A 20,217-nucleotide genomic window follows, 5' to 3' on the forward strand; every position below is an offset into this window, starting at 1 on the left:
CCGCTCACTCCTGCCGGCTTTGCAGTGCCAGGCGGCTGCGCGCCGGGCCTTCTTCCTCGTCGCCTTGGCTCAGGCGCTGAGCCTCCATCTTGGCGAAGTCTTCTGCCGTCACATCGCCGGTGATGTAGTGCCCGTCGAAGCACGAAGCTTCGAAGCCCTTCAGCGCCGGCTGCAAGGCCGCCACCACTCGCTTCATCGCGTCCACGTCTTGGTAGATCAGCGCATCAGCGCCGATGAACTGGCGGATCTCTTCGATCGAGCGGTTGTGCGCCACCAACTCGGAGCTGGTGGGCATATCGATGCCGTAGACATTGCGATAACGCACCGGCGGCGCGGCCGAGGCCAAATAGACCTTGCGGGCACCGGCCTCGCGGGCCATCTGCACAATTTCCTTCGAGGTGGTGCCGCGCACGATGGAGTCATCCACCAGCAGCACATTGCGGTTCTTGAATTCCAGGCCAATCGCATTGAGCTTCTGGCGCACCGACTTCTTACGCGCGCCCTGCCCCGGCATGATGAAGGTGCGGCCGACATAGCGGTTCTTCACAAAGCCTTCGCGGTAAGGCTTGCCGATACGGTGGGCCAATTGCATGGCCGAGGGACGGCTCGACTCCGGAATCGGGATCACCACATCGATGTCGCTGGGCGGCATGGTGGAGATCAGGCGCTGGGCCAGCGTTTCACCCATATTCAGTCGCGCTTGGTAGACCGAGATGCCGTCCATCACCGAGTCCGGGCGGGCCAGGTAGACAAACTCAAACATGCACGGGTTCAGCGTCGGGTTCTCAGCGCATTGCTGGCTGGTCATTTGACCCTTCATGTCGATGAACAAGGCCTCGCCCGGCGCCACATCGCGCACCAGTTGGTGGCCGGTGCCTTCCAAGGCCACGCTCTCGCTGGCCACCATGAATTCACCATCCGCCGCTTGGCCGAAGCACAGCGGGCGAATGCCGTAGGGGTCACGGAAAGCCAGCAAGCCGTGGCCGGCGATCAGCGCGATCACGGCGTAGCTGCCCTTGATGCGCTTGTGCACGGCGGCGACGGCCTTGAACACCTCGGCGGGTGTCAGCGGCAGGTCGCGTGCCACCATTTCCAGCTCATGGGCCAGCACATTCAGCAACACCTCAGAATCGCTTTCGGTGTTGATATGGCGGCGATCCACATCAAACAACTCGGTCTTGAGGCTTTGCGCATTGGTCAGGTTGCCGTTGTGCACCAGCACGAGGCCGAAAGGCGCGTTGACGTAGAAGGGCTGGGCCTCTTCTTCGTTATAGGCATTGCCGGCCGTGGGGTAACGCACCTGGCCCAAGCCGATGCTGCCCGGCAAGGCGCGCATATTGCGGGTGCGGAACACATCGCGCACCATGCCGCGGGCCTTGTGCATGAAGCACTTATTGCCTTGCATGGTGACGATGCCGGCGGCATCCTGACCACGGTGCTGCAGCAGCAACAGCGCGTCGTAAATCAGCTGATTGACGGGGTTGGGGGAGATCACGCCGACGATGCCACACATGGCTTTTCCTTCACTCACTGCTTCTAAACACGAGGCCCAAGCAAGATGCTCAGGCCGGAATCAACTTCAATACTTCCGCCGGCAATACCGGCTTGGCGGCCTGGATCACAGTTTGCAAACCAGGCACCAATTGCGAACTCAACCAAATCTCGGACTCGACCGCTGGCGTCATGCTGACCAAGAGCACTACCGCAATGCAAATCAAGAGCCCGCGCAGCACGCCGAAACCTGCGCCGGCCAGCCGGTCCAGCACGCTCAGCGGCGTGGCATGAATCAGGCTGCGCAGCAGCTTGGCGCAAATGCCCCACAAGAGCAAGACCAGCACAAAACTCAAGCCCAAGCTGAGGGCCTGCGCCAAGCCCGGGCCCAACTTTTCTTGCGGCAAAAATTCTTGCAGCACCGGCGCCAACCAGGGCATGCAAAAGTAGGCCACCACCCAGCCCGCCAGCGACAAAACCTCAAACACCAAGCCGCGCCACAAGCCCATCAAGATGGACAAGGCCAGCACGGCCAGAAAAATCCAGTCAAGCCAAATCATGCGCGACCCCGCAAGAAAGCGGCCGACTCACAGCGTCAGCACAGCCGTGCTCAGGCCCGTGGCCCGCACCTTGGCTGCGGCTTTGTCCGCTTCCTCGCGGCTGGCGAAAGGCCCCACCCGCACGCGGATGCGCGTGCCTGAAGGCGTATTCACCTCTTGCGTATAAGTCTTGAGGCCCAGCTTTTCGACCTTGTGCCGCGCCTCTTGAGCCGCATGCATATCCGCATAAGCGCCCACCTGCAGGATCACGCGTATGGCGCCATCGGCGGGCTTTTTGTTCTCATCCGGCTTGGGCGGCATCTTGCCGTCCAGCAAGGCTTGCACCCGCGCCGCTTCTTGGCTGCTGGCACTCGTGGACTGCGGCTTAGGCTTATCGGCGGGCTTTTCGGCCACTTTCTCGGCGGGCTTGTCGACGTGCCTATCTGCCTGTTTCTCGGCCGCCTTCTCGCTCGCTTTCGCGACAGGCTTGTCAGCCGCCACCTTGGCGCTTGGCGCTGGGACCGGCTTGGCAGTTTCTGTAGCCGCAACTTGGCTAGGCTTCGGGGCTGCCAACTGAGCTGACTGAGTCGACTGCGCCGGTTGCGGCTGGGGTTTGACTTGCGCCACCGGCTCACTGGCCGTCCCTGGTTCAGGCTGCACCGGCTCGGGCCGCGAAGGTTCAGTCGTGCGGGTCAACGCAGGCGGCTCCAACACCGCCACTTTGGGGCCCACCTTGCCGGCCAAGCCCGGGGGCGAGCTCAACACCGGCACGCCATCTTTGTCCGGAATGGTGATCAAAAGATCGACCGGAATGGGCCGAGGCTGGGTCTCAAACACCAGCGGGAAGCCGATCACCCCAATCGCCACCAGCACCGCGGCACCAATCAAGCGTCGGCGTGCGCGTACCCGCAACTGCTGAACCGCATCGGCTGTGTCAGACACCGGCTTGGCCGCCGGCTTATTGCTTGATCGCTTAAGGAATGACAGCAAGCCCATGGCTAGATTGGCAGCTCAAACGCTGGGTTAGGGGTTACAAGTGAAGGGCGCAACGCCCAATAGTGCAAAACCAAGACCGCCCCCGGCTACTGCAAACCCGGGGAGACGGTCAAAAAAAACAGCTGTTCGGTGGCGTTCAAACCCTGCCCGGCATGGCTCAGGCGCGCTGCAAACGAGGCACGCCCTGCTTGAGCACGCCGCCCACCGTGTAGAAGGAACCAAACACCAGAATTCTATCAGCCGGGTCTGCCACAGCCGCTGCTGCAGCCAGGGCGGCCAGGGGATCGGCATGGGAGTGCAAGCTGACTTGCGGCGGTGTTTTCAAGGCACCTGCTTGCTGCAGAGCTTCAAACTGCTGCCGCAGGTCGGCGGCCTTGGCGGCGCGCGGAATCTCCAGGTCGCAGAAGTGCCAAGCATCGACCAGTGGCGCCATCTTTTGGAAGATCGCGGCGAGGTCTTTATCGGCCATGGCGCCAAACACCACATGGGTGCGCGGGAAGAAACCCATTTGATCGAGGTTCTGGGCCAGCGCCGCCACCGCATGCGGGTTGTGCGCCACGTCCAGCACCAGCGCGGGCTGGCCCGCCACCACTTGGAAACGGCCGGGTAACTCCACCATCGCCAGACCATTGCGCACCGCTTGGGCACTGATGGGTAGGCGCGCATACAGTGCCTCGAACACGGCGAGCACACCGGAGGCGTTGAGCAGCTGATTGACGCCACGCAGCGCCGGATAAGCCAGGCCGCTGAAACGCTTCTCACGGCCGGTCCACTGCCATTGCTGACGGTCGCCGCTGTAGGTGAAGTCTTTGCCCAACTGGCGCAAGTCGGCACCGATCTCGGCCGCACGCGCTGCCAGGCTGGCCGGCGGCATGGGGTCGCTCACCACCACCGGGCGGCCGGCCCGCATGATGCCGGCCTTCTCGCGGCCCACCGACTCTCGGTCGGGGCCAAGGTATTCGGTGTGATCCAGGTCGATGCTTGTGATGACCGAGCAGTCCGCGTCGATCGCATTGACGGCGTCCAAACGACCGCCGAGACCTACTTCCAGAATCACCAGATCCAGCGGCTCGGCCGCCAGACGCAGCATGATGGCCAGGGTGGTGAACTCGAAGTAGCTCAGCGTCATCTCGCCGCGCGCTTCTTCAACGGCGGCGAAGAATGGCAGCAGCGACTCTGCGGTCACCGACTCGCCGCCCACCCGGCAGCGCTCCTGAAAATGCACCAGATGCGGCTTGATGTAGAGACCCACCCGGTAGCCGGCCTGCAAGGCAATGCACTCCAGCATCGCGCAGGTGCTGCCCTTGCCATTGGTGCCGGCCACCATCACCACCGGGGCCTCGAACTTCAGGCCCAGGCGGTCGCGCATCAGCTGCACGCGCTCCAGGGTCATGTCGATGGTCTTGGGGTGCAGGCGCTCGCAATGGGCGAGCCAGTCATCAAGCGTTTGGGGCAACATGTCTTTTTTCCGCTCAAGCAAAACGGCCAAGCCTTGTGGGCCTGGCCGTTGAATTCAAAAAATCAGGAGGTTTGCGATCAAGCCACCGCGTCGGAGCTCTGGCGCTGCAGCATGGCAAGCTGGCGGGCGATGGTCTCGCGCAGCTTGCGGCGATCAACAATCATGTCGACTGCGCCCTTCTCCATCAAGAACTCGGCGCGCTGGAAGCCGGCTGGCAGCTTTTCACGCACGGTGTTCTCGATCACGCGCGGGCCGGCAAAGCCGATCAGCGCCTTGGGCTCGGCAATCACCACATCGCCCACAAAGGCAAAGCTGGCCGACACGCCGCCCATGGTCGGGTCCGTCAACACACTGATGTAAGGCAGTTTGGCCTTGGCCAGGTGCGTCAAGGCCGCATTGGTCTTGGCCATCTGCATCAAGCTCAGCAAGCCTTCTTGCATGCGCGCGCCGCCGGTGGCGGTGAAGCAGATGAAAGGCGTCTTTTGCTCGATGGCGGTTTCCACGCCGCGCACAAAACGCTCACCCACCACGGAGCCCATCGAGCCGCCCATGAAGCTGAACTCGAAGCAAGCAGCCACCACAGGCACCGTCATCACCGCGCCGCCGAACACCACGAGCGCATCGGTTTCACCGGTGTGCTCCAGCGCTTCTTTCAGGCGATCGGGGTACTTCTTGCTGTCCTTGAACTTCAAAGCATCGACGGGCAGCACTTCCTGACCGATTTCGTAGCGGCCTTCGCCGTCCAGGAAGGCGTTCAGGCGCTCACGCGCGCCGATGCGGTGATGGTGGCTGCACTTGGGGCAGACGTTGACGTTCTGCTCCAGGTCGGTCTTGTAGAGCACGGTCTCGCAAGACGGGCATTTGATCCAAAGCCCCTCGGGCACCATGCGGCGCTCGTTGGGATCGGTTTGCTGCATCTTGGGCGGCAGTAGTTTTTCAAGCCAACTCATGGGCAGATTCCTCTAAAAAAATTGACTCTGACCCCAGATACTGGGATTTAGGCGTCGAGCGCGGCGCGGATTTCTCGGATGAACTGCGCCCCTGTTGCGGCGACATTATCGCGCGGCTGAGCCTCGAGCAATTCAACCAGGCGCGAACCGATGACGACGGCGTCCGAGTGATCGGCCACCGCGCGCGCGCTGACGGCATCGCGAATGCCAAAACCCACACCCACCGGCACGCTGACATGGCGGCGGATGCGCGGAATCATCGCAGCCACCGCCGCGGTGTCCAGATGCCCTGCCCCGGTCACGCCCTTGATCGACACATAGTAGACATAGCCGCGCGCCACCTTGCCGACGCGCGCCATGCGCTCCTCGGTCGAAGTGGGGGCCAGCAAGAAGATGGGATCCATGTCCTGCGCATGCAGCAGCGCGGCAAAGGCCTCGCATTCCTCGGGCGGATAGTCCACCACCAGCACGCCGTCCACACCTGCCGCCTTGGCATCGCTGACAAAACGGGCCTGGCCGTAGCGCTCAATCGGGTTGGCATAGCCCATCAACACCACCGGCGTACTGGTGTTGCTGGCGCGAAAGCGCTGCACATCGGCCAGGACTTGCTTCATGCCCACACCGGCGCGCACGGCGCGCTCGGCCGCGCGCTGAATCACCGGGCCGTCGGCCATGGGGTCGGAAAATGGCACGCCCAGCTCGATCACATCGGCGCCCGCCTCGGCCATGGCCAGCATCAGCTCGACGGTGACATCGGGATAAGGATCGCCGCTCGTGACGAAGGGAATCAAAGCCTTGCGGCCCTCAGCGGCCAGGCGCTCAAACGTGCTTTGGATGCGGCTCATGGCTGGGCTCCTGTCTTGCTTTGCCCATGCAAGGCATCCAGCGAAATCGTGTCACCCCCCTTGACCGATTGCCCGGTGCAAGAAGGTCGGCAGAAGAAGGAGGCGTGCGACAAATCAGCCACCGTGCCAATGTCCTTGTCACCGCGACCGGACAAGTTCACCAGCAAATGCTGATCCGCCGGCAGCGTTGGCGCCAGCTTGATCGCATAGGCCAGCGCATGGCTGGATTCCAGCGCCGGGATGATGCCTTCGGTGCGGCACAGGCGATGGAAGGCGCTGAGTGCCTCATCGTCCGTGACCGACACATATTCGGCCCGGCCGATGTCTTTCAAATACGCATGCTCTGGGCCCACGCCGGGGTAGTCCAGGCCAGCCGACACCGAGTGCGTCTCGATGATCTGGCCGTTATCGTCCTGCAGCAAATAGGTGCGGTTGCCATGCAAAACGCCCGGCGTGCCCTTGGACAGCGTGGCGGCATGCTTGTCGGTGTCCACACCCAAACCAGCCGCTTCAACGCCGATCAGGCGCGTGGCTTCATGCTCGATATAGGGATAGAAAATGCCGATGGCATTGCTGCCACCGCCCACGCAGGCGATCACCGCATCGGGCTGGCGGCCAGTCATCTCCGGCATCTGCGTCAGGCACTCATCGCCGATGATGCGCTGGAAGTCGCGCACCATCATTGGATAGGGATGCGGGCCGGCCACGGTGCCGATGATGTAGAAGGTCGATTCCACATTCGTCACCCAGTCGCGCATCGCTTCATTCAGCGCGTCCTTCAGGGTCTTGGAACCCGACTCCACCGGCACCACACGGGCGCCCAGCAGATTCATGCGGTAGACATTGGGGCTTTGGCGCTTGACGTCCTCGCTGCCCATATAGACCACGCACTCCATGCCGTAGCGCGCGCAGATGGTGGCCGTGGCCACGCCATGCTGGCCCGCGCCGGTCTCGGCAATGATGCGCTTCTTGCCCATGCGCTTGGCCAACAAGGCCTGGCCGATGGTGTTGTTGATCTTGTGCGCCCCGGTGTGGTTCAGGTCTTCACGCTTGAGGAAGATCTGCGCGCCACCGAGTTCGCGGCTTAGGCGGTCAGCGTGATAGATGGGGCTCGGGCGGCCCACGAAGTGCGCCAGTTCCTTGTTGAACTCAGCGATGAACTCGGGATCCCTGCTGTAGTGCGCATAGGCTTGCTTGAGTTCGTCAAGCGCGTGGACCAGGGTCTCGGCGACAAAGCTGCCGCCATAGGTCTGGCCCTTGACCGGGCCGAAATGCCCATTGGCATCGGGCTGTTGATACTTGCTCATGGTGCTGGATTTCTCTGTTCAGGTTGAAAGTTCCTGGATGCGCGCATCGGCTTGACGCACGGCATCACAGAACTGACGGATCAGGGCGGCGCTCTTGAGGCCTTTGGCCTCCTCCACGCCGGAACTCACGTCAACGGCGATAGGCCGAACCTGAAGAATCCCGGTCAGCACATTTCCGGCATGCAACCCACCAGACAAAACGACTGGAGAGGGCACGTTTTTTGGAATGAGTGACCAATCGAAAACCTTTCCACCGCCGCCGTAACCCTCGACATGGGCGTCGAGCAGCACGGCTTGGGCACTTGAGTACTGTGTGGCGAAGTTTAGCAAATCAAAACCCTCGCCCATGCGCGCGGCACGCAGATAGGGCCGCCCTGCCCGCTCGCACTCCTGTGGACTTTCATCCCCATGAAACTGCAGCAGCATATTGGGCAGCGCCTGCAAGCCCGCCGCCAACTCGGCCTCACTGGCGTTGACGAACAAGCCCACCGGCGTGACAAAGGGTGGCAGCAAGCGCGCCAACTCCGCCGCGCGGGCCGGGCTGACATAACGCGGGCTTTTGGCGTACATCACAAAGCCGATCGCATCGGCACCGGCTGCCACGGCCGCGGCCACATCGGCCTCACGGGTCAGGCCACAAATCTTGATTCGGGTACGGCTCATCATCGTCATCCGGGCAGCCAGTCCATGGTTGCGGTGTGTTCGGGAATATCAAACTGAGGCTCGTAGTACGGCCCAATGAAGTAAAGCCCATCGGCCGGAAAGGTGGGCGCGGCCAAGGCGCGGTCCCGCCCCGCCAAGACCTGAGCCAACCACTCGAGCGACTGGCTGCCATTGCCCACGGCGATCAAGCAACCCATGATGTTGCGCACCATATGGTGCAAAAAGGCCGAGGCATCAAAGTCAAAACGCCAATAGGCGCCGCGCCGGCTGATGCTGATCTTGCGCAGGGTTTTGATGGGCGACTTGGCCTGGCATTGCGCAGCGCGAAACGCACTGAAGTCATGCTCGCCGATCAGCAGGTCAGCGGCCGCGCGCATGGCCTCAGCGTTCAGCGGCCGAAACACCCAGCCCACGCCGCCGGCTTCAATCGCCGGGCGCACCACCGACTCCAGCACCAAAAAGGTATAACGCCGACCTTGAGCGGAAAAGCGCGCATGGAAGTCGTCACCCGGAAAGCGGCACCACTGAACCGCCACGTCGGCAGGTAGATAACGATTGGTGCCCCGCACCCAGGAGGCGGCCTCGCGACTGATCTCGGTATCAAAGTGCACGACCTGGTTGAGGCCATGCACCCCGGTATCGGTGCGGCCGGCGCAAATGCTGCGAATTGGCGTGGCCGCGAACTCGCTCAGGGCTGCTTCCAGCACATCCTGAACCGTTTGCCCATCCACCTGGCTTTGCCAGCCGTGATAGGCCTGACCGCGGTAACTCACTCCCAGCGCAACGCGCATGCCATCCATCCTCATTTGCCTATTGGCGCTTTGGCGACTCGGCTGCTTCAGTAACAAGCCTTGCCGCCATGAAAAAAGGCGCCCCGGTTGCGAGCGCCTTTTGGGTTCAAGTCGAGCAGCTTAACTTAACGCAGCTCGTTGAGCATGGACTGAGCCTTTTCCTTCAGCAGGCCGCTGGCCTTACCGATCAGTTCCTGCAGCACTTCGCGAGCGCCTTCGGTGTCACCGATCTGACGGAACTCGTCGGCAAGTTCCAGCTGCCGCATCAGCGGATCGCCATCGTCATCGGGCAATTCCTCGATCACATGAGCAACGGGCTCCTGCGGCGCTTCAGCGGCTTCAACCACCTCACCCGGCTGATTCAGCATGGCGGCGAAGTCGGCCGGCAGATCATCGTCCAAGCTCGAAGACTCGGCAGCCGGAATCGCTGCAGGTTTGCTGTCATCCAGACTCAGGTCGATGGACGACATATCGAAGTCCAGCGCGCCGTCAGTCGCAGGGGCAGCAGGGGCCGATGCGGGTGCGCTGGCATGCTCGCCCAGATCAGGTAGATCCAGATCAAACTCTAGATCCGCCTTGCCATCGCTTTGCACCGTGGTGGGCTCAGGATCCGACAAGTCGAAATCCATTGACAAAGGCGCTTGCTCCACCGAGGTGGCCATAGCCTGCGTGGCGGCCATGGCTGAAGCTGGCGCCGGGCTTGGGCCACCCAGATCAAGATCGAGATCCAGATCGAAGCCACTCATTGGGCCGGAATCGGCTGCAACACTGCTGGACAGCGGCGCGGTAGCCAAATGGGCACCGGCACTGACTGTATGCGGCATGGTGCTGGCATCCATCGGCTCGGGATGAATGTCGCGGCCATCATCGGTCTGCGTCGGCGCGCCGCCGGGCTGATAAAGCGGGTTGTCAGGGTCAATCTGACGACCCAGCTCTTGCGCCTTGGCCCAGTCATCACCCAGGCCATGGGTCTCAGCAAACAACTGAATGGCCAGTTGCTCAAAGCCCTTCGTATCGCGGCGTTTGGCGTAGACCTCCAGCAGCTTGAGGCGAATCGCCAAGCGCTCGGGATTGGCGCGTAGGGCTTCCTTGAGGATTTCCTCGGCCTGCAGGTCACGGCCATAAGCTAGGTAAACATCGGCCTCGGCCACCGGGTCGACGTCGCCAATTGCATCCAACTGGCTGAGCGAATAATTCATCGATGAACCGGTCGCTTCACGCGTATCCACTCTGGCCCCACCCGAGGCACCGAAGAATGAATCCGGTTGCGCACGACTCTCTTGGAAGCCGGTGTCCGCCTTGCTGGCCACCTTGCGGCCACGCAAGCGATACAGACCGAAGGCGCCAAGCGCGGCCACCAGGGCACCGGCAATCGGCAGCACCAGGGGACTCTCAAGCAAGTCTTCCAGGAAGCTGGGTTCGGCGGGGCTGCTGACCGGCGCCGGCATGGCGGGCATGCTGGCAGCCGAGGCGGCGGCCAGCACAGGCCGTGCGGCTGAGGCCGGCTTGCTTGCTGGCTCTGCGGCCACCACAGCAGGCGCAGCACTGGCTTGCGGCACGGCCGGAACAGGTGCTGCCACCACGGCAGGTGCCGCAGGCATCGCTGGCGCCGTCGAAGCCGCGGGCGCAGTTGCAGGCGCTGGCTTAGCCGCGCTGGAGAGCTTTTTCAGCTCTTCCACATTGCGGGTCAGCTCGGCCATGCGGGCGCTGGCATCCTTCTTTTCAGTCTCTTTGGAAGCCTGAGCCAATTTAGCGTTAGCCGCGCTCTGCGCCTCGGCCGCGCTGGCGGCCTTGCTCAGCGTCAGCTTGTCGGGTTTGGCCGCTGCAGATGCTTTCTTGTCATCTACCGCTGCTTGCACCTGGCCTTTGGCGGCACGCTCGTTCTGCTCTTGCTGCAGCGCAGGCGCAGCCGTACCCAGTTGTTGGCGGTAGGCATTGAAGTCCGTGCTCTGCGCACGGATCACTTGCCTAGCTTGCGCGGTGCTGAGATCACTCAGGCTATCGCTGCTCGGCACTTGCATGACGGCACCGACCTTCAGGCGGTTCATATTGCCGTCGACAAAAGCCTCCGGATTGCTGCGGTACAAGCCCACCAGCATTTGATCCAGCGAAACGCCTTGCGGCTGTGTCTTTGCGGCGATGCGATACAGCACGTCGCCGGGCTTGACGCGATATTCGGAGGCCGACTGCGGCGCTTCAGCGCGCGGCTTGGGTTCGGGCTTGGCTTCGGCCTTGGCACGAGTGGCTGCTGGGGCCGCCGGGCTCGGCGCGGGCGAAGGCCTGGGGGCAATCGTGGACGAAGCGGACGGCGTCGGCGCGGCAACGGCATCACTCACTGCACCAGATGGCTGAGGGGCGGCGGCAATCACTGCAGGCGCCACCGGCGCAGGTGCGGCGCCGGGGCGCGGGGCATTCACTGGCGGATCGAACAGCAAGGTGTATTCGCGCACCAAGCGGCCGGTGGCCCAGTTCAGCTCAAGAATCACGTCCACAAAGGGCTCTTGCACCGCGCGGTCACTGCTGACGCGCAGGTAGGTGCGGCCGTCACGGCGGCTCACCTGCACCTGGGTGCCGGTCAAGACGCTGTTGTATTCCACGCCGGTGGCGCGGTAGGCATCCGGCGAGGCAACCTTGACCCTCAGGGTGCTGGCTTCCTCGGCACTCAGGCTGGTGACATCGATCTCGGCCTTGAGCGTTTCGCCCAAAGCGGATTGCACCGTCAAACGCCCCAAGCCCACGGCACCCGCTTGGGCGCTGAGCAAAAGCAAAGTCGCCGCAGCGATACGGGAGAAGGCAAAAAGGCCGGGCTGCAAGAGCCCTTGGGTCAAGCGGCTGGGCGCTTGGCCCGTGGCTTCATTCATTGCGCTGCGACTTTGTTTCAAGGCATCCCCCAAAGCAAGAAAGCGGGTCCTCCCGGGCGCCCGCTCGCTTCATTGATGATCATTTCTTTGTATTGAACAGCGCTCACGGTGCCATCCCTTGACGCGGCATCGCCCTCGCGTGCCACTGAAATTCCTAACAGGGGCAAGCATATACGCAAGCAAGCTCAGGTAAAGCCGCATAAGCCCTCAGGAGGCCCGGCAGTTCAAGGCACTGGACATCGCCTGTCGTATACAGACAACGGCCGAGCAAGTGCTCGGCCGCGGTCTGTGACTCTTTGTAAAAGTGCTTGCAAGCAGGCGCTTGCCAAGCACTTGGCTGCGGCGGCTCAGCGCGCCAGCAGAATGCGGAGCATGCGGCGCAGCGGCTCGGCAGCACCCCACAGCAACTGGTCGCCAATGGTGAAGGCGCCCAGATACTCAGGGCCCATGGCCAGCTTGCGCAGGCGGCCGACGGGGATGGTCATGGTGCCGGTGACGGCGACCGGGGTCAGGTCTTTCACCGTCGCCTCGCGGGTGTTGGGCACCACTTTGACCCATTCGTTGTCGGCGGCAATCATGGCCTCAATGTCAGCCAAGGGCACATCTTTCTTCAGCTTGAAGGTCAGCGCCTGGCTGTGGCAGCGCATCGCACCGACGCGCACGCAGAAGCCGTCCACCGGAATGGCTGGCGCGCTAAAGCCTTCGCCCTGACCCAGGATCTTGTTGGTCTCGGCCATGCCCTTCCACTCTTCCTTAGACATGCCATTGCCCAAGTCTTTGTCGATCCAGGGAATCAGCGAGCCGCCCAGCGGCACGCCGAAATTGGCCGTCTCGGCGGCACTCAGGCCACGCTGAGTCGCGATGACCTGGCGATCGATTTCGAGAATGGCGCTCTTGGGGTCATCCAGCAGACCGCGCACCGACGCATTCAGCGTGCCGTACTGCGTCAGAAGCTCGCGCATATGCTGCGCGCCACCGCCCGAAGCAGCCTGGTAGGTCTGGGTGCTCATCCACTCGACCAAGCCGGCCTTGTAGAGCGCGCCCACGCCCATCAACATGCAAGACACGGTGCAGTTGCCGCCGACCCAGTTCTTGCCGCCCTTGTCCAATGCTTGCTGGATCACCGGCATATTGACGGGATCCAGGATGATGACGGCATCGGACTCCATACGCAGCGTGGACGCGGCGTCAATCCAGTGGCCGTCCCAGCCGGCAGCGCGCAGCTTGGGGAAGACCTCGCTGGTGTAGTCGCCGCCCTGCGCGGTGATGATGATGTCGCAGCGCTTGAGCTGCTCGATATCAAACGCGTTCTGCAGCTTGGTCTCGTTCTTGGCTTGCGCGGGAGCGGCGCCGCCGGCGTTCGATGTGCTGAAGAATAGCGGCTCGATCAAGTCGAAATCGCGCTCAGCGCTCATGCGATCCATGAGCACCGAGCCCACCATGCCGCGCCAGCCTACCAGTCCAACCAGTGTTGTCATCTTGATTACCTCTATCGCCCTAAAGATTCAGTCCAACTCTCGCCAAAGCGCTGCAGCGTTTCTCAAGTGCACGGCAGTACAACTAAGTACTGTCTTTGACTCTTGGCTTCGCTGCAGCAGTATTTTTGAAAGTCCTGTTAACTTGGAACTTTGCTCCCCCCGGCTTGTTCGCCTAAGGGGTAGGGGCGAGACAAACCGGAGCTGAACTAGCCCTTAATGGTTTTGGTCATGGTGATCGCAGCGACAACCGCATCACCCATCTCGCGCGTGCCCACCTTCTGGGTGCCCTCGCTCCAAATGTCTGGCGTGCGCAGACCTTGGGCCAATACAGCGGCCACAGCCGACTCAATACGAGCGGCGGCAACTGGTTGGTTGAGGGAAAATTTGAGCATCATGGCAGCAGAGAGAATTGTAGCCAAAGGATTGGCCACGCCCTTGCCTGCGATGTCCGGCGCACTGCCGTGACTCGGTTCGTACAGGCCTTTGTTGTTCTTGTCCAACGAGGCCGAGGGCAGCATGCCGATGGAGCCGGTCAGCATTGCTGCCGCGTCCGAGAGGATGTCGCCGAACATATTGCCGGTCACCAGCACGTCAAAGCGCTTGGGCGCCTTGACCAACTGCATGGCGGCGTTGTCCACATACATATGATCCAGCTCCACATCCGGGTACTGGGCGCCGATCTCGATCATCACGTCTTTCCAGAACTGGAAGGTCTCCAGCACATTGGCCTTGTCGACGCTGGTGACGCGCTTGCCGCGCTTGCGAGCAGCCTGGAAGGCGACGTGGGCAATGCGCTCGATCTCCGGGCGCGAGTAGCGCATGGTGTCGAAGGCTTCTTCGCTGCCGGGGAAATGACCGTCCACCGCCGTGCGGCGGCCGCGCGGCTGGCCGAAGTAGATGTCACCGGTCAGCTCACGGATGATGAGGATGTCCAGGCCGGCCACCAGCTCGGGCTTCAGGCTCGAGGCATGTGTCAGCTCGGGGTAGCAAATCGCCGGGCGGAAGTTGGCAAACAGACCCAGATGCTTGCGCAGACCCAGAATCGCTTGCTCAGGGCGCAGCGGGCGATCGAGCTTGTCGTATTTCCAGTCGCCGACGGCGCCAAACAGAATGGCATCGGCATCTTTGGCCAGTTGAAGCGTCGCGTCGGGCAGCGGATGGCCGCTGGACTCATAGGCCGCGCCGCCCACATCGGCATGCTCCAACTCCAACGGCAGGTCCAAGACCTTCAGGACCTTGACGGCCTCGGCGACGATTTCGGTGCCAATGCCGTCACCTGGCAAAACTGCGATTTTCACGATATCTCCTTCACTTCGACGACTGGACCGAAGTCTTTTGGGGTTAGTGGTTGATAGGGGTAGCAACTGACTTAACGGGAGAGGCCGTCAGCGACAGGGGTCTTTCAATAAGAACGAAAAGCAGGAATGACGGAATCAAGGTAACAGCAAACAGCAATGGCACCAGCAATAAGAACAGCATGGGACCAACCGCAGCCACAGGCAAAGCGTATGGAAGAATCAGAACGGCGGCATTGAGCGCCAAACCGTGAATCAAATAGTAGGAATAGGACATATTGCCCAACCAACGCAAGGGTGTCCAACTCAGTGCACGCGCCAGAAAAACCTCTCGCGAATAGAAGACGGATAGGCAAAGCACAAAAAACAAAAAACCGAGCAATAGAGTCCAGCCAACCTGAGCCTCCGGCCCTGGGGCCGGTTGCATGGCAAGCATTAGGGCCAGTACAAGAGATATCAATCCCAAGCCGCTACCCAAAGTTCTACCCAAGCCTGCCGCACGGGCCTCAAACAACAATATGCCAGACACGAACATAAGCATGCGAACTGGCCCGCCAAGCAGTGAAAAAGCAATGGATGCGCCTGCTCCGAGTACGATAAAAAACAATACTCGGGTGCGCCGACCACAATCGCGCAAACCAAAAACACCAATTAACACCGGCATCAATAAGTAATAAAAAACCTCATAACTCAAAGACCAGGCCACGGTAATCAAGGGCTCGATCGGCCATAGGCCTGGCATCAAGAGCAGGTTTTGCAATATATAAACTAAGGTGGCATCGGCTTCTTGCGGCAACTTACTTTTTGACGGCACCAACCAAGACAACATTAGGTAGACGAAAAACACCACCAGAAAGGTTGGATAAATCCGCCGAATGCGCCTAGCGACAAATCCCCAAAAAGGCTGAACTTTGCTGATGAGCGCGCCATAAATTAGAAAGCCACTCAATACAAAGAATAAGTCCACCCCAACATTACCCATCGCGTGCACGTTAGTTGCAATTTGAGCAAGCCTCACCTTTTCTTTCCACCATGGCTCCGTCAAGGAGACAAAGTGCACCAAAAAAACCAAAAATACTGCGAGCCCCCGCAACCCTTCCATCGGTCGTAAATTCGAGCTGGATCCAGCACGATCTAGCTCCAATTTTTGCTCGAACCAGGCATGTAAGCGCCAGTTCCTAGATTCGCCAGCATTTTTGGGAAATTCAGGCTTCATTGCGATCTCAGCGCAATCGATTGTTCAACCAGGGCTTGGCTGCCAAGCGCTCGGCTTCATAGCTGCGGATCTTGTCCGCATGGCGCAGCGTCAGGCCAATATCGTCAAAGCCGTTGAGCAGGCAGAACTTGCGAAAGGCTTGCACCTCGAAGGGCACTTCGCTGCCGTCGGCCAGGATCACCACCTGGCGCGGCAAGTCCACCGTCAGCTGATAGCCCGGGAAGGCGGCCACTTCGTCAAACAGCTTGGCCACGACGCTCTCAGGCAACTGGATCGGCAGCACCCCGTTCTTGAAGCAGTTGTTGAAGAAGATGTCGGCAAAGCTGGGCGCGATGATGACGCGAAAGCCGTACTGCTCCAGCGCCCAAGGTGCATGCTCCCGGCTGGAGCCGCAGCCGAAATTGCTGCGTGCCAGCAGCACCGAAGCGCCTTGGTAGCGCGGCTGATTCAGCACGAAATCCGGGTTGGGCTTGCGGGTGGCGGGGTCTTGGCCGGGTTCGCCGGCGTCCAGATAACGCCACTCATCGAACAGGTTGGGGCCGAAGCCCGAGCGCTTGATCGACTTGAGGAATTGCTTGGGGATGATGGCATCGGTGTCGACGTTGTCGCGATCCATCGGGGCCACCAGGCCCTTGTGCAGGGTGAACTTTTCCATGATGTTGTGAGGCTCCTGATCAGGACTTGCTGACGTCAACGAAATGGCCGCGCATGGCTGCCGCAGCGGCCATGGCCGGGCTAACCAAATGGGTGCGGCCACCAGCGCCTTGACGACCTTCGAAGTTGCGGTTGCTGGTCGAGGCGCAGCGCTCGCCCGGCTCCAAGCGGTCGGCATTCATGGCCAAGCACATGCTGCAGCCAGGCTCACGCCACTCAAAGCCAGCGGCCTTGAAGACCTGATCCAGCCCTTCGGACTCAGCTTGCGCTTTCACCAGGCCGGAGCCCGGCACCACCATGGCCAGCTTGACGTTGGCCGCGATCTTGCCGCCCAGCTTGCGCACCACGGCGGCGGCTTCACGCATGTCTTCGATGCGGCTATTGGTGCAAGAGCCGATGAAAACCTTGTCGATGTGGATGTCGGCAATCGCCTTGTTCGGCTGCAGCGCCATGTACTGCAGGGCGCGCTCGATGGCGCCGCGCTTGACGGCATCCTTTTCCTTGTCGGGATCGGGCACACGGTCATTGATGGACAGCACCATCTCGGGCGATGTGCCCCAGGTCACCTGGGGCTGAATCTCAGCGGCATTGAGTTCAACCACCGCGTCAAACTTGGCGCCGGCATCCGTGTGCAGCTCGCGCCAGTAAGTCATGGCCTGCGCCAACTCGACGCCCGTAGGCGTGAAGGGGCGGCCGACCACGTAGTTGAGCGTGGTGTCGTCCACACCGATCAGGCCCGCGCGCGCGCCGGCCTCGATGGCCATATTGCAGACCGTCATGCGGCCCTCCATGCTCAGGGCGCGAATGGCCGAGCCGCCGAATTCGATGGTGTAGCCGGTGCCGCCAGCGGTGCCGATCTTGCCGATGATGGCCAGAACGATGTCTTTGGCGCCCACGCCGGGTGCGACCTGACCCTCGACGCGGATCAACATATTCTTGGCCTTCTTGGCCAGCAAGGTCTGGGTCGCCAGCACATGCTCCACCTCGGAAGTGCCGATGCCATGCGCCAGCGCGCCGAAGGCGCCGTGGGTGGAGGTGTGGCTGTCACCGCAAACGACGGTCATGCCAGGCAAGGTGGCGCCCTGCTCCGGGCCGATGACGTGGACGATGCCTTGGCGCAGATCGTTCATCTTGAACTGGGTCAGGCCGAAGCGGTCGCAGTTCTGATCAAGGGTGTCGACCTGCAGTTTGGACACCGGGTCGCTGATGCCGCCGCTGCGGTCGGTGGTGGGCACATTGTGGTCACTCACCGCCAGATTGGCCGAGACGCGCCAAACCTTGCGCGCGGCCAGATCCAGGCCTTCAAAAGCCTGCGGGCTGGTGACTTCGTGCAGCAGATGGCGGTCGATGTAGAGCACGGTGGTGCCGTCTTCTTCGACGTGCACAACATGCTCATCCCAGAGCTTGTCGTAAAGCGTGCGCGGATTGTGGTTCGCAGTCATGGGGACTTCTTCCTTTTTCTGAAGGGTCAATGCTCGGAGCTTGTTCTCGATTGGGGGCACAGCGCATCAACAAAGCGCTGCAGCACGGCCGGCATGCGCTCTTGCTGGGCCACGCCCAAGCGGTATTCGCGGGCGGCCCAGCTCTCGTCCAAGCGCAGCAGGCGCAGCTTGAAGACGCGGGAAAATCGTTCGGCCGGCCCTTCGGGCAAAACCGCCACGCCCAGGCCCGCTTCCACCAACTGGGCGATGGCGTCAAAGCCACGCACTTGCAGGCGCGCCTTGAGCGTACGGCCGCGCGCCTGCGCCTGTTCACGCATCAATTCCTGGGCGCTGGCGCCGGCATGAAGGCCGATCAAATCAAAGTCCAGCAGGTCGGAGAAATTCACCGCCTCACGGCCCGCCAATTCATGGTCCTGCGGCACCAAGACGGCCAAGCGCGCTTCCCGGTAAAGCCAATGTTGCAAGCGGTTGTCCAGCAAGGGCGGCGTGAATATGCCGACATCGGCACGCCCCTCAGCCACCGCCGCTTGCACCTCGGCGCTGGTTTGATCTTCCAGGCTGATGCGAATTTGCGGGTGCGCTTGCGAGAAGGCGGCCAAATCAGCGGGCAGGCATTCGGCAATCGCGCCGCTATTGGCGGCAATGCGCAAATGCCCTTTGATGCCGCGGGCGAACTCCACCACTTCGCTTTCCAGCGCATGCAAGGATGCGTGCAGACTGCGGATATGACGCACCAGAGCGCGGCAGGCCTCGGTGGGCTCCACGCCACGAGCGCGGCGCTCAAACAGCTGCACACCCAGGCGCGCTTCCAGGTCCGACACCCGCTTGCTGGCCGCCGCGAGCGCCAAATGCTCGCGCGCCGCCCCCTTGGTGATGGAGCGGGTTTGCTCGATCGCCAAGACGAGGTTGAGGGTGGTCAGGTCAAGCCGCATGGGGAGGAGAATAAACCTTCGCGCAAATGATGCGCTGCGTCAGAAAACAATAGACCATTCTCGCACCGCGAAGGGTTGATATCCCAATTCCGCTGCAATTCGATCAGCGCCCACACCCTCACCGACTCCTCAGCAAGGCATATCGAGAAGCGCAAACAGCCCTGCGCTCGCCATGCAGTCACGACCGCGCGGCGGGATGCAATTCAGCCGAGCGTGCAAAGGCCTCAGGGGGAAAAAGTGGCAGGAATCAGGTATTTCAGGATTCGACTACCATCAACCCGGCGTAGGCTCGCGCAGAGCGCGCCAGGACCAGCAAGCAGGGAAGCGCTGAATTCGGTTTGCGATATCAACCCCCGAGCGCGTGCCCACAGCACGCCGGACAGACATGATTTCTCGTCGAGTTCATCCACTGAAAGTCGGGCCATGCCCATAGCGCGACGCAAACTCATACTGGCCGGCCTGGGCGGCGCGTCAGCCTTGCCCAGCTGGGGCCAGACCGGCACCGGCGACGAGCGGGACGTGACTTGGGTGGTCGAGAACTTCGAGCCCTACTTCATTCAGTCCGGCCCACTGAAGGGCAAGGGAATTGGCGATCGCGTCAATCAAACCCTCATCGGCGGGCTGCCTGACTACCGGCATCAGACCGCCCATGTGCCAATATTGCGCATCACCGAAGGCTTCAAAGCCGGCCGACACCTGGCCATCACCACCTATCTCAAAAACCCCGCCGACGTTGAACTGGTGCACTACAGCATCACCAGCCTGGTGGTTCCGCCGCTCGAATTGACGCTGCGCCGCGCCGACTGGCAACTCATCTGGCGCTCCGCCCCGCAGATCAGCCTGCGGCGCTTTTTGCAAAGCGGCAAGGTGATTGGCGTGGCCGGCAGGCGCTTTTACGGCGAGGCCATTTCCAACATCGTGGCGGACAAGCAGCATGACCCCAAGGGCGTCTTCACTCAACAATCCACCCATTACCGCAATCTGGCCGAGATGGTGGCGCGCAAGCGTATTGACGCCACCATTGGCTACGGCGCCGAACTGAGATTTCTTGAGTTGAGTAACCCGCCTGCCGAGCCCCTGGTCAGCGTGCCGATTGTCGAAAACGCCGACTATCTTTATGCCCACGTCGCCGTGCCAAAGACACCCTGGGGTGAAGAGCTGCGGGATCAGGTGGACAAAGTGCTGCGCAAACAACGCAACACCCCCGCCTACCGCGCCATCATGCTGGATTGGTTCGGGCACTCAGCGGCGCTGGAGCACGCCATCACGGCGCGCTTTAGTTCAGGGCTCTGAGGCAA

17 protein-coding genes are annotated in these 20,217 nt (G+C 61.7%); 1 reads left to right on the top strand and 16 read right to left on the bottom strand.

Going from position 1 to position 20,217, the window contains the following annotated elements; all coding sequences use genetic code 11:
• Nucleotides 1–4: 4 nt before the first annotated feature.
• The 16 genes from purF to AABB87_RS06730 all read right to left on the bottom strand — a co-directional run bounded on the left by purF (nt 5) and on the right by AABB87_RS06730 (nt 18,919).
• Nucleotides 5–1,513: an amidophosphoribosyltransferase gene (gene purF / locus AABB87_RS06655; RefSeq protein ID WP_058719811.1), complete on the bottom strand. Its 1,509-nt coding sequence runs from the start codon at nt 1,511–1,513 to the stop codon at nt 5–7.
• Between the two features lie 49 nt (nt 1,514–1,562).
• Nucleotides 1,563–2,051 (bottom strand): CvpA family protein, encoded by a 489-nt coding sequence (locus tag AABB87_RS06660; protein WP_341970521.1) that lies wholly within the window; start codon nt 2,049–2,051, stop codon nt 1,563–1,565.
• 27 nt (nt 2,052–2,078) lie between these two features.
• Nucleotides 2,079–3,026, bottom strand: coding sequence for an SPOR domain-containing protein (locus AABB87_RS06665; protein ID WP_341970522.1), 948 nt, complete (start codon nt 3,024–3,026; stop codon nt 2,079–2,081).
• A gap of 157 nt (nt 3,027–3,183) precedes the next feature.
• Complete coding sequence (gene folC / locus AABB87_RS06670; RefSeq protein WP_341970523.1) at nt 3,184–4,485, bottom strand: bifunctional tetrahydrofolate synthase/dihydrofolate synthase; 1,302 nt, start codon at nt 4,483–4,485, stop codon at nt 3,184–3,186.
• Between the two features lie 77 nt (nt 4,486–4,562).
• Complete coding sequence (gene accD, locus AABB87_RS06675) at nt 4,563–5,435, bottom strand: acetyl-CoA carboxylase, carboxyltransferase subunit beta (RefSeq protein WP_058719815.1); 873 nt, start codon at nt 5,433–5,435, stop codon at nt 4,563–4,565.
• Between the two features lie 47 nt (nt 5,436–5,482).
• Nucleotides 5,483–6,280 (bottom strand): tryptophan synthase subunit alpha, encoded by a 798-nt coding sequence (trpA, locus tag AABB87_RS06680; protein ID WP_341970524.1) that lies wholly within the window; start codon nt 6,278–6,280, stop codon nt 5,483–5,485.
• Nucleotides 6,277–7,587, bottom strand: coding sequence for a tryptophan synthase subunit beta (trpB, locus tag AABB87_RS06685; RefSeq protein WP_341970525.1), 1,311 nt, complete (start codon nt 7,585–7,587; stop codon nt 6,277–6,279). Before trpB ends, trpA begins: the two co-directional genes overlap by 4 nt.
• Nucleotides 7,588–7,605: 18 nt before the next feature.
• A complete protein-coding gene (locus AABB87_RS06690; RefSeq protein ID WP_341970526.1) occupies nt 7,606–8,250 on the bottom strand; it encodes a phosphoribosylanthranilate isomerase in 645 nt (214 codons plus the stop codon).
• A gap of 5 nt (nt 8,251–8,255) precedes the next feature.
• Nucleotides 8,256–9,041 carry a tRNA pseudouridine(38-40) synthase TruA gene (truA, locus tag AABB87_RS06695; protein WP_341970527.1) on the bottom strand — a complete coding sequence of 262 codons (786 nt, stop codon included), beginning with the start codon at nt 9,039–9,041 and terminating at the stop codon, nt 8,256–8,258.
• A 125-nt stretch (nt 9,042–9,166) separates the two neighbouring features.
• Nucleotides 9,167–11,902: a FimV/HubP family polar landmark protein gene (locus AABB87_RS06700; protein ID WP_341970528.1), complete on the bottom strand. Its 2,736-nt coding sequence runs from the start codon at nt 11,900–11,902 to the stop codon at nt 9,167–9,169.
• 347 nt (nt 11,903–12,249) lie between these two features.
• Entirely contained in the window at nt 12,250–13,380 is a 1,131-nt protein-coding gene (gene asd / locus AABB87_RS06705) for an aspartate-semialdehyde dehydrogenase (protein ID WP_341970529.1), read from the bottom strand.
• A gap of 206 nt (nt 13,381–13,586) precedes the next feature.
• Nucleotides 13,587–14,678 (bottom strand): 3-isopropylmalate dehydrogenase, encoded by a 1,092-nt coding sequence (leuB, locus tag AABB87_RS06710; RefSeq protein WP_295085149.1) that lies wholly within the window; start codon nt 14,676–14,678, stop codon nt 13,587–13,589.
• Between the two features lie 43 nt (nt 14,679–14,721).
• Nucleotides 14,722–15,891, bottom strand: a complete 1,170-nt coding sequence (locus AABB87_RS06715; RefSeq protein ID WP_341970530.1) for an acyltransferase family protein — start codon at nt 15,889–15,891, stop codon at nt 14,722–14,724.
• Between the two features lie 7 nt (nt 15,892–15,898).
• Nucleotides 15,899–16,546 carry a 3-isopropylmalate dehydratase small subunit gene (gene leuD, locus AABB87_RS06720; RefSeq protein WP_341970531.1) on the bottom strand — a complete coding sequence of 216 codons (648 nt, stop codon included), beginning with the start codon at nt 16,544–16,546 and terminating at the stop codon, nt 15,899–15,901.
• Nucleotides 16,547–16,565: 19 nt separating this feature from the next.
• Complete coding sequence (leuC, locus tag AABB87_RS06725) at nt 16,566–17,987, bottom strand: 3-isopropylmalate dehydratase large subunit (RefSeq protein WP_058719821.1); 1,422 nt, start codon at nt 17,985–17,987, stop codon at nt 16,566–16,568.
• A gap of 26 nt (nt 17,988–18,013) precedes the next feature.
• Nucleotides 18,014–18,919, bottom strand: a complete 906-nt coding sequence (locus AABB87_RS06730) for a LysR family transcriptional regulator (protein ID WP_341970532.1) — start codon at nt 18,917–18,919, stop codon at nt 18,014–18,016.
• Between the two features lie 423 nt (nt 18,920–19,342).
• Here AABB87_RS06730 and AABB87_RS06735 point away from each other — a divergent pair, with 423 nt between their 5' ends.
• A complete protein-coding gene (locus tag AABB87_RS06735; RefSeq protein ID WP_341970533.1) occupies nt 19,343–20,212 on the top strand; it encodes a transporter substrate-binding domain-containing protein in 870 nt (289 codons plus the stop codon).
• The last annotated feature ends 5 nt before the right edge of the window (nt 20,213–20,217 follow it).

Source organism: Roseateles sp. PN1 (assembly GCF_038419725.1).
GTDB lineage: Bacteria > Pseudomonadota > Gammaproteobacteria > Burkholderiales > Burkholderiaceae_C > Paucibacter_A.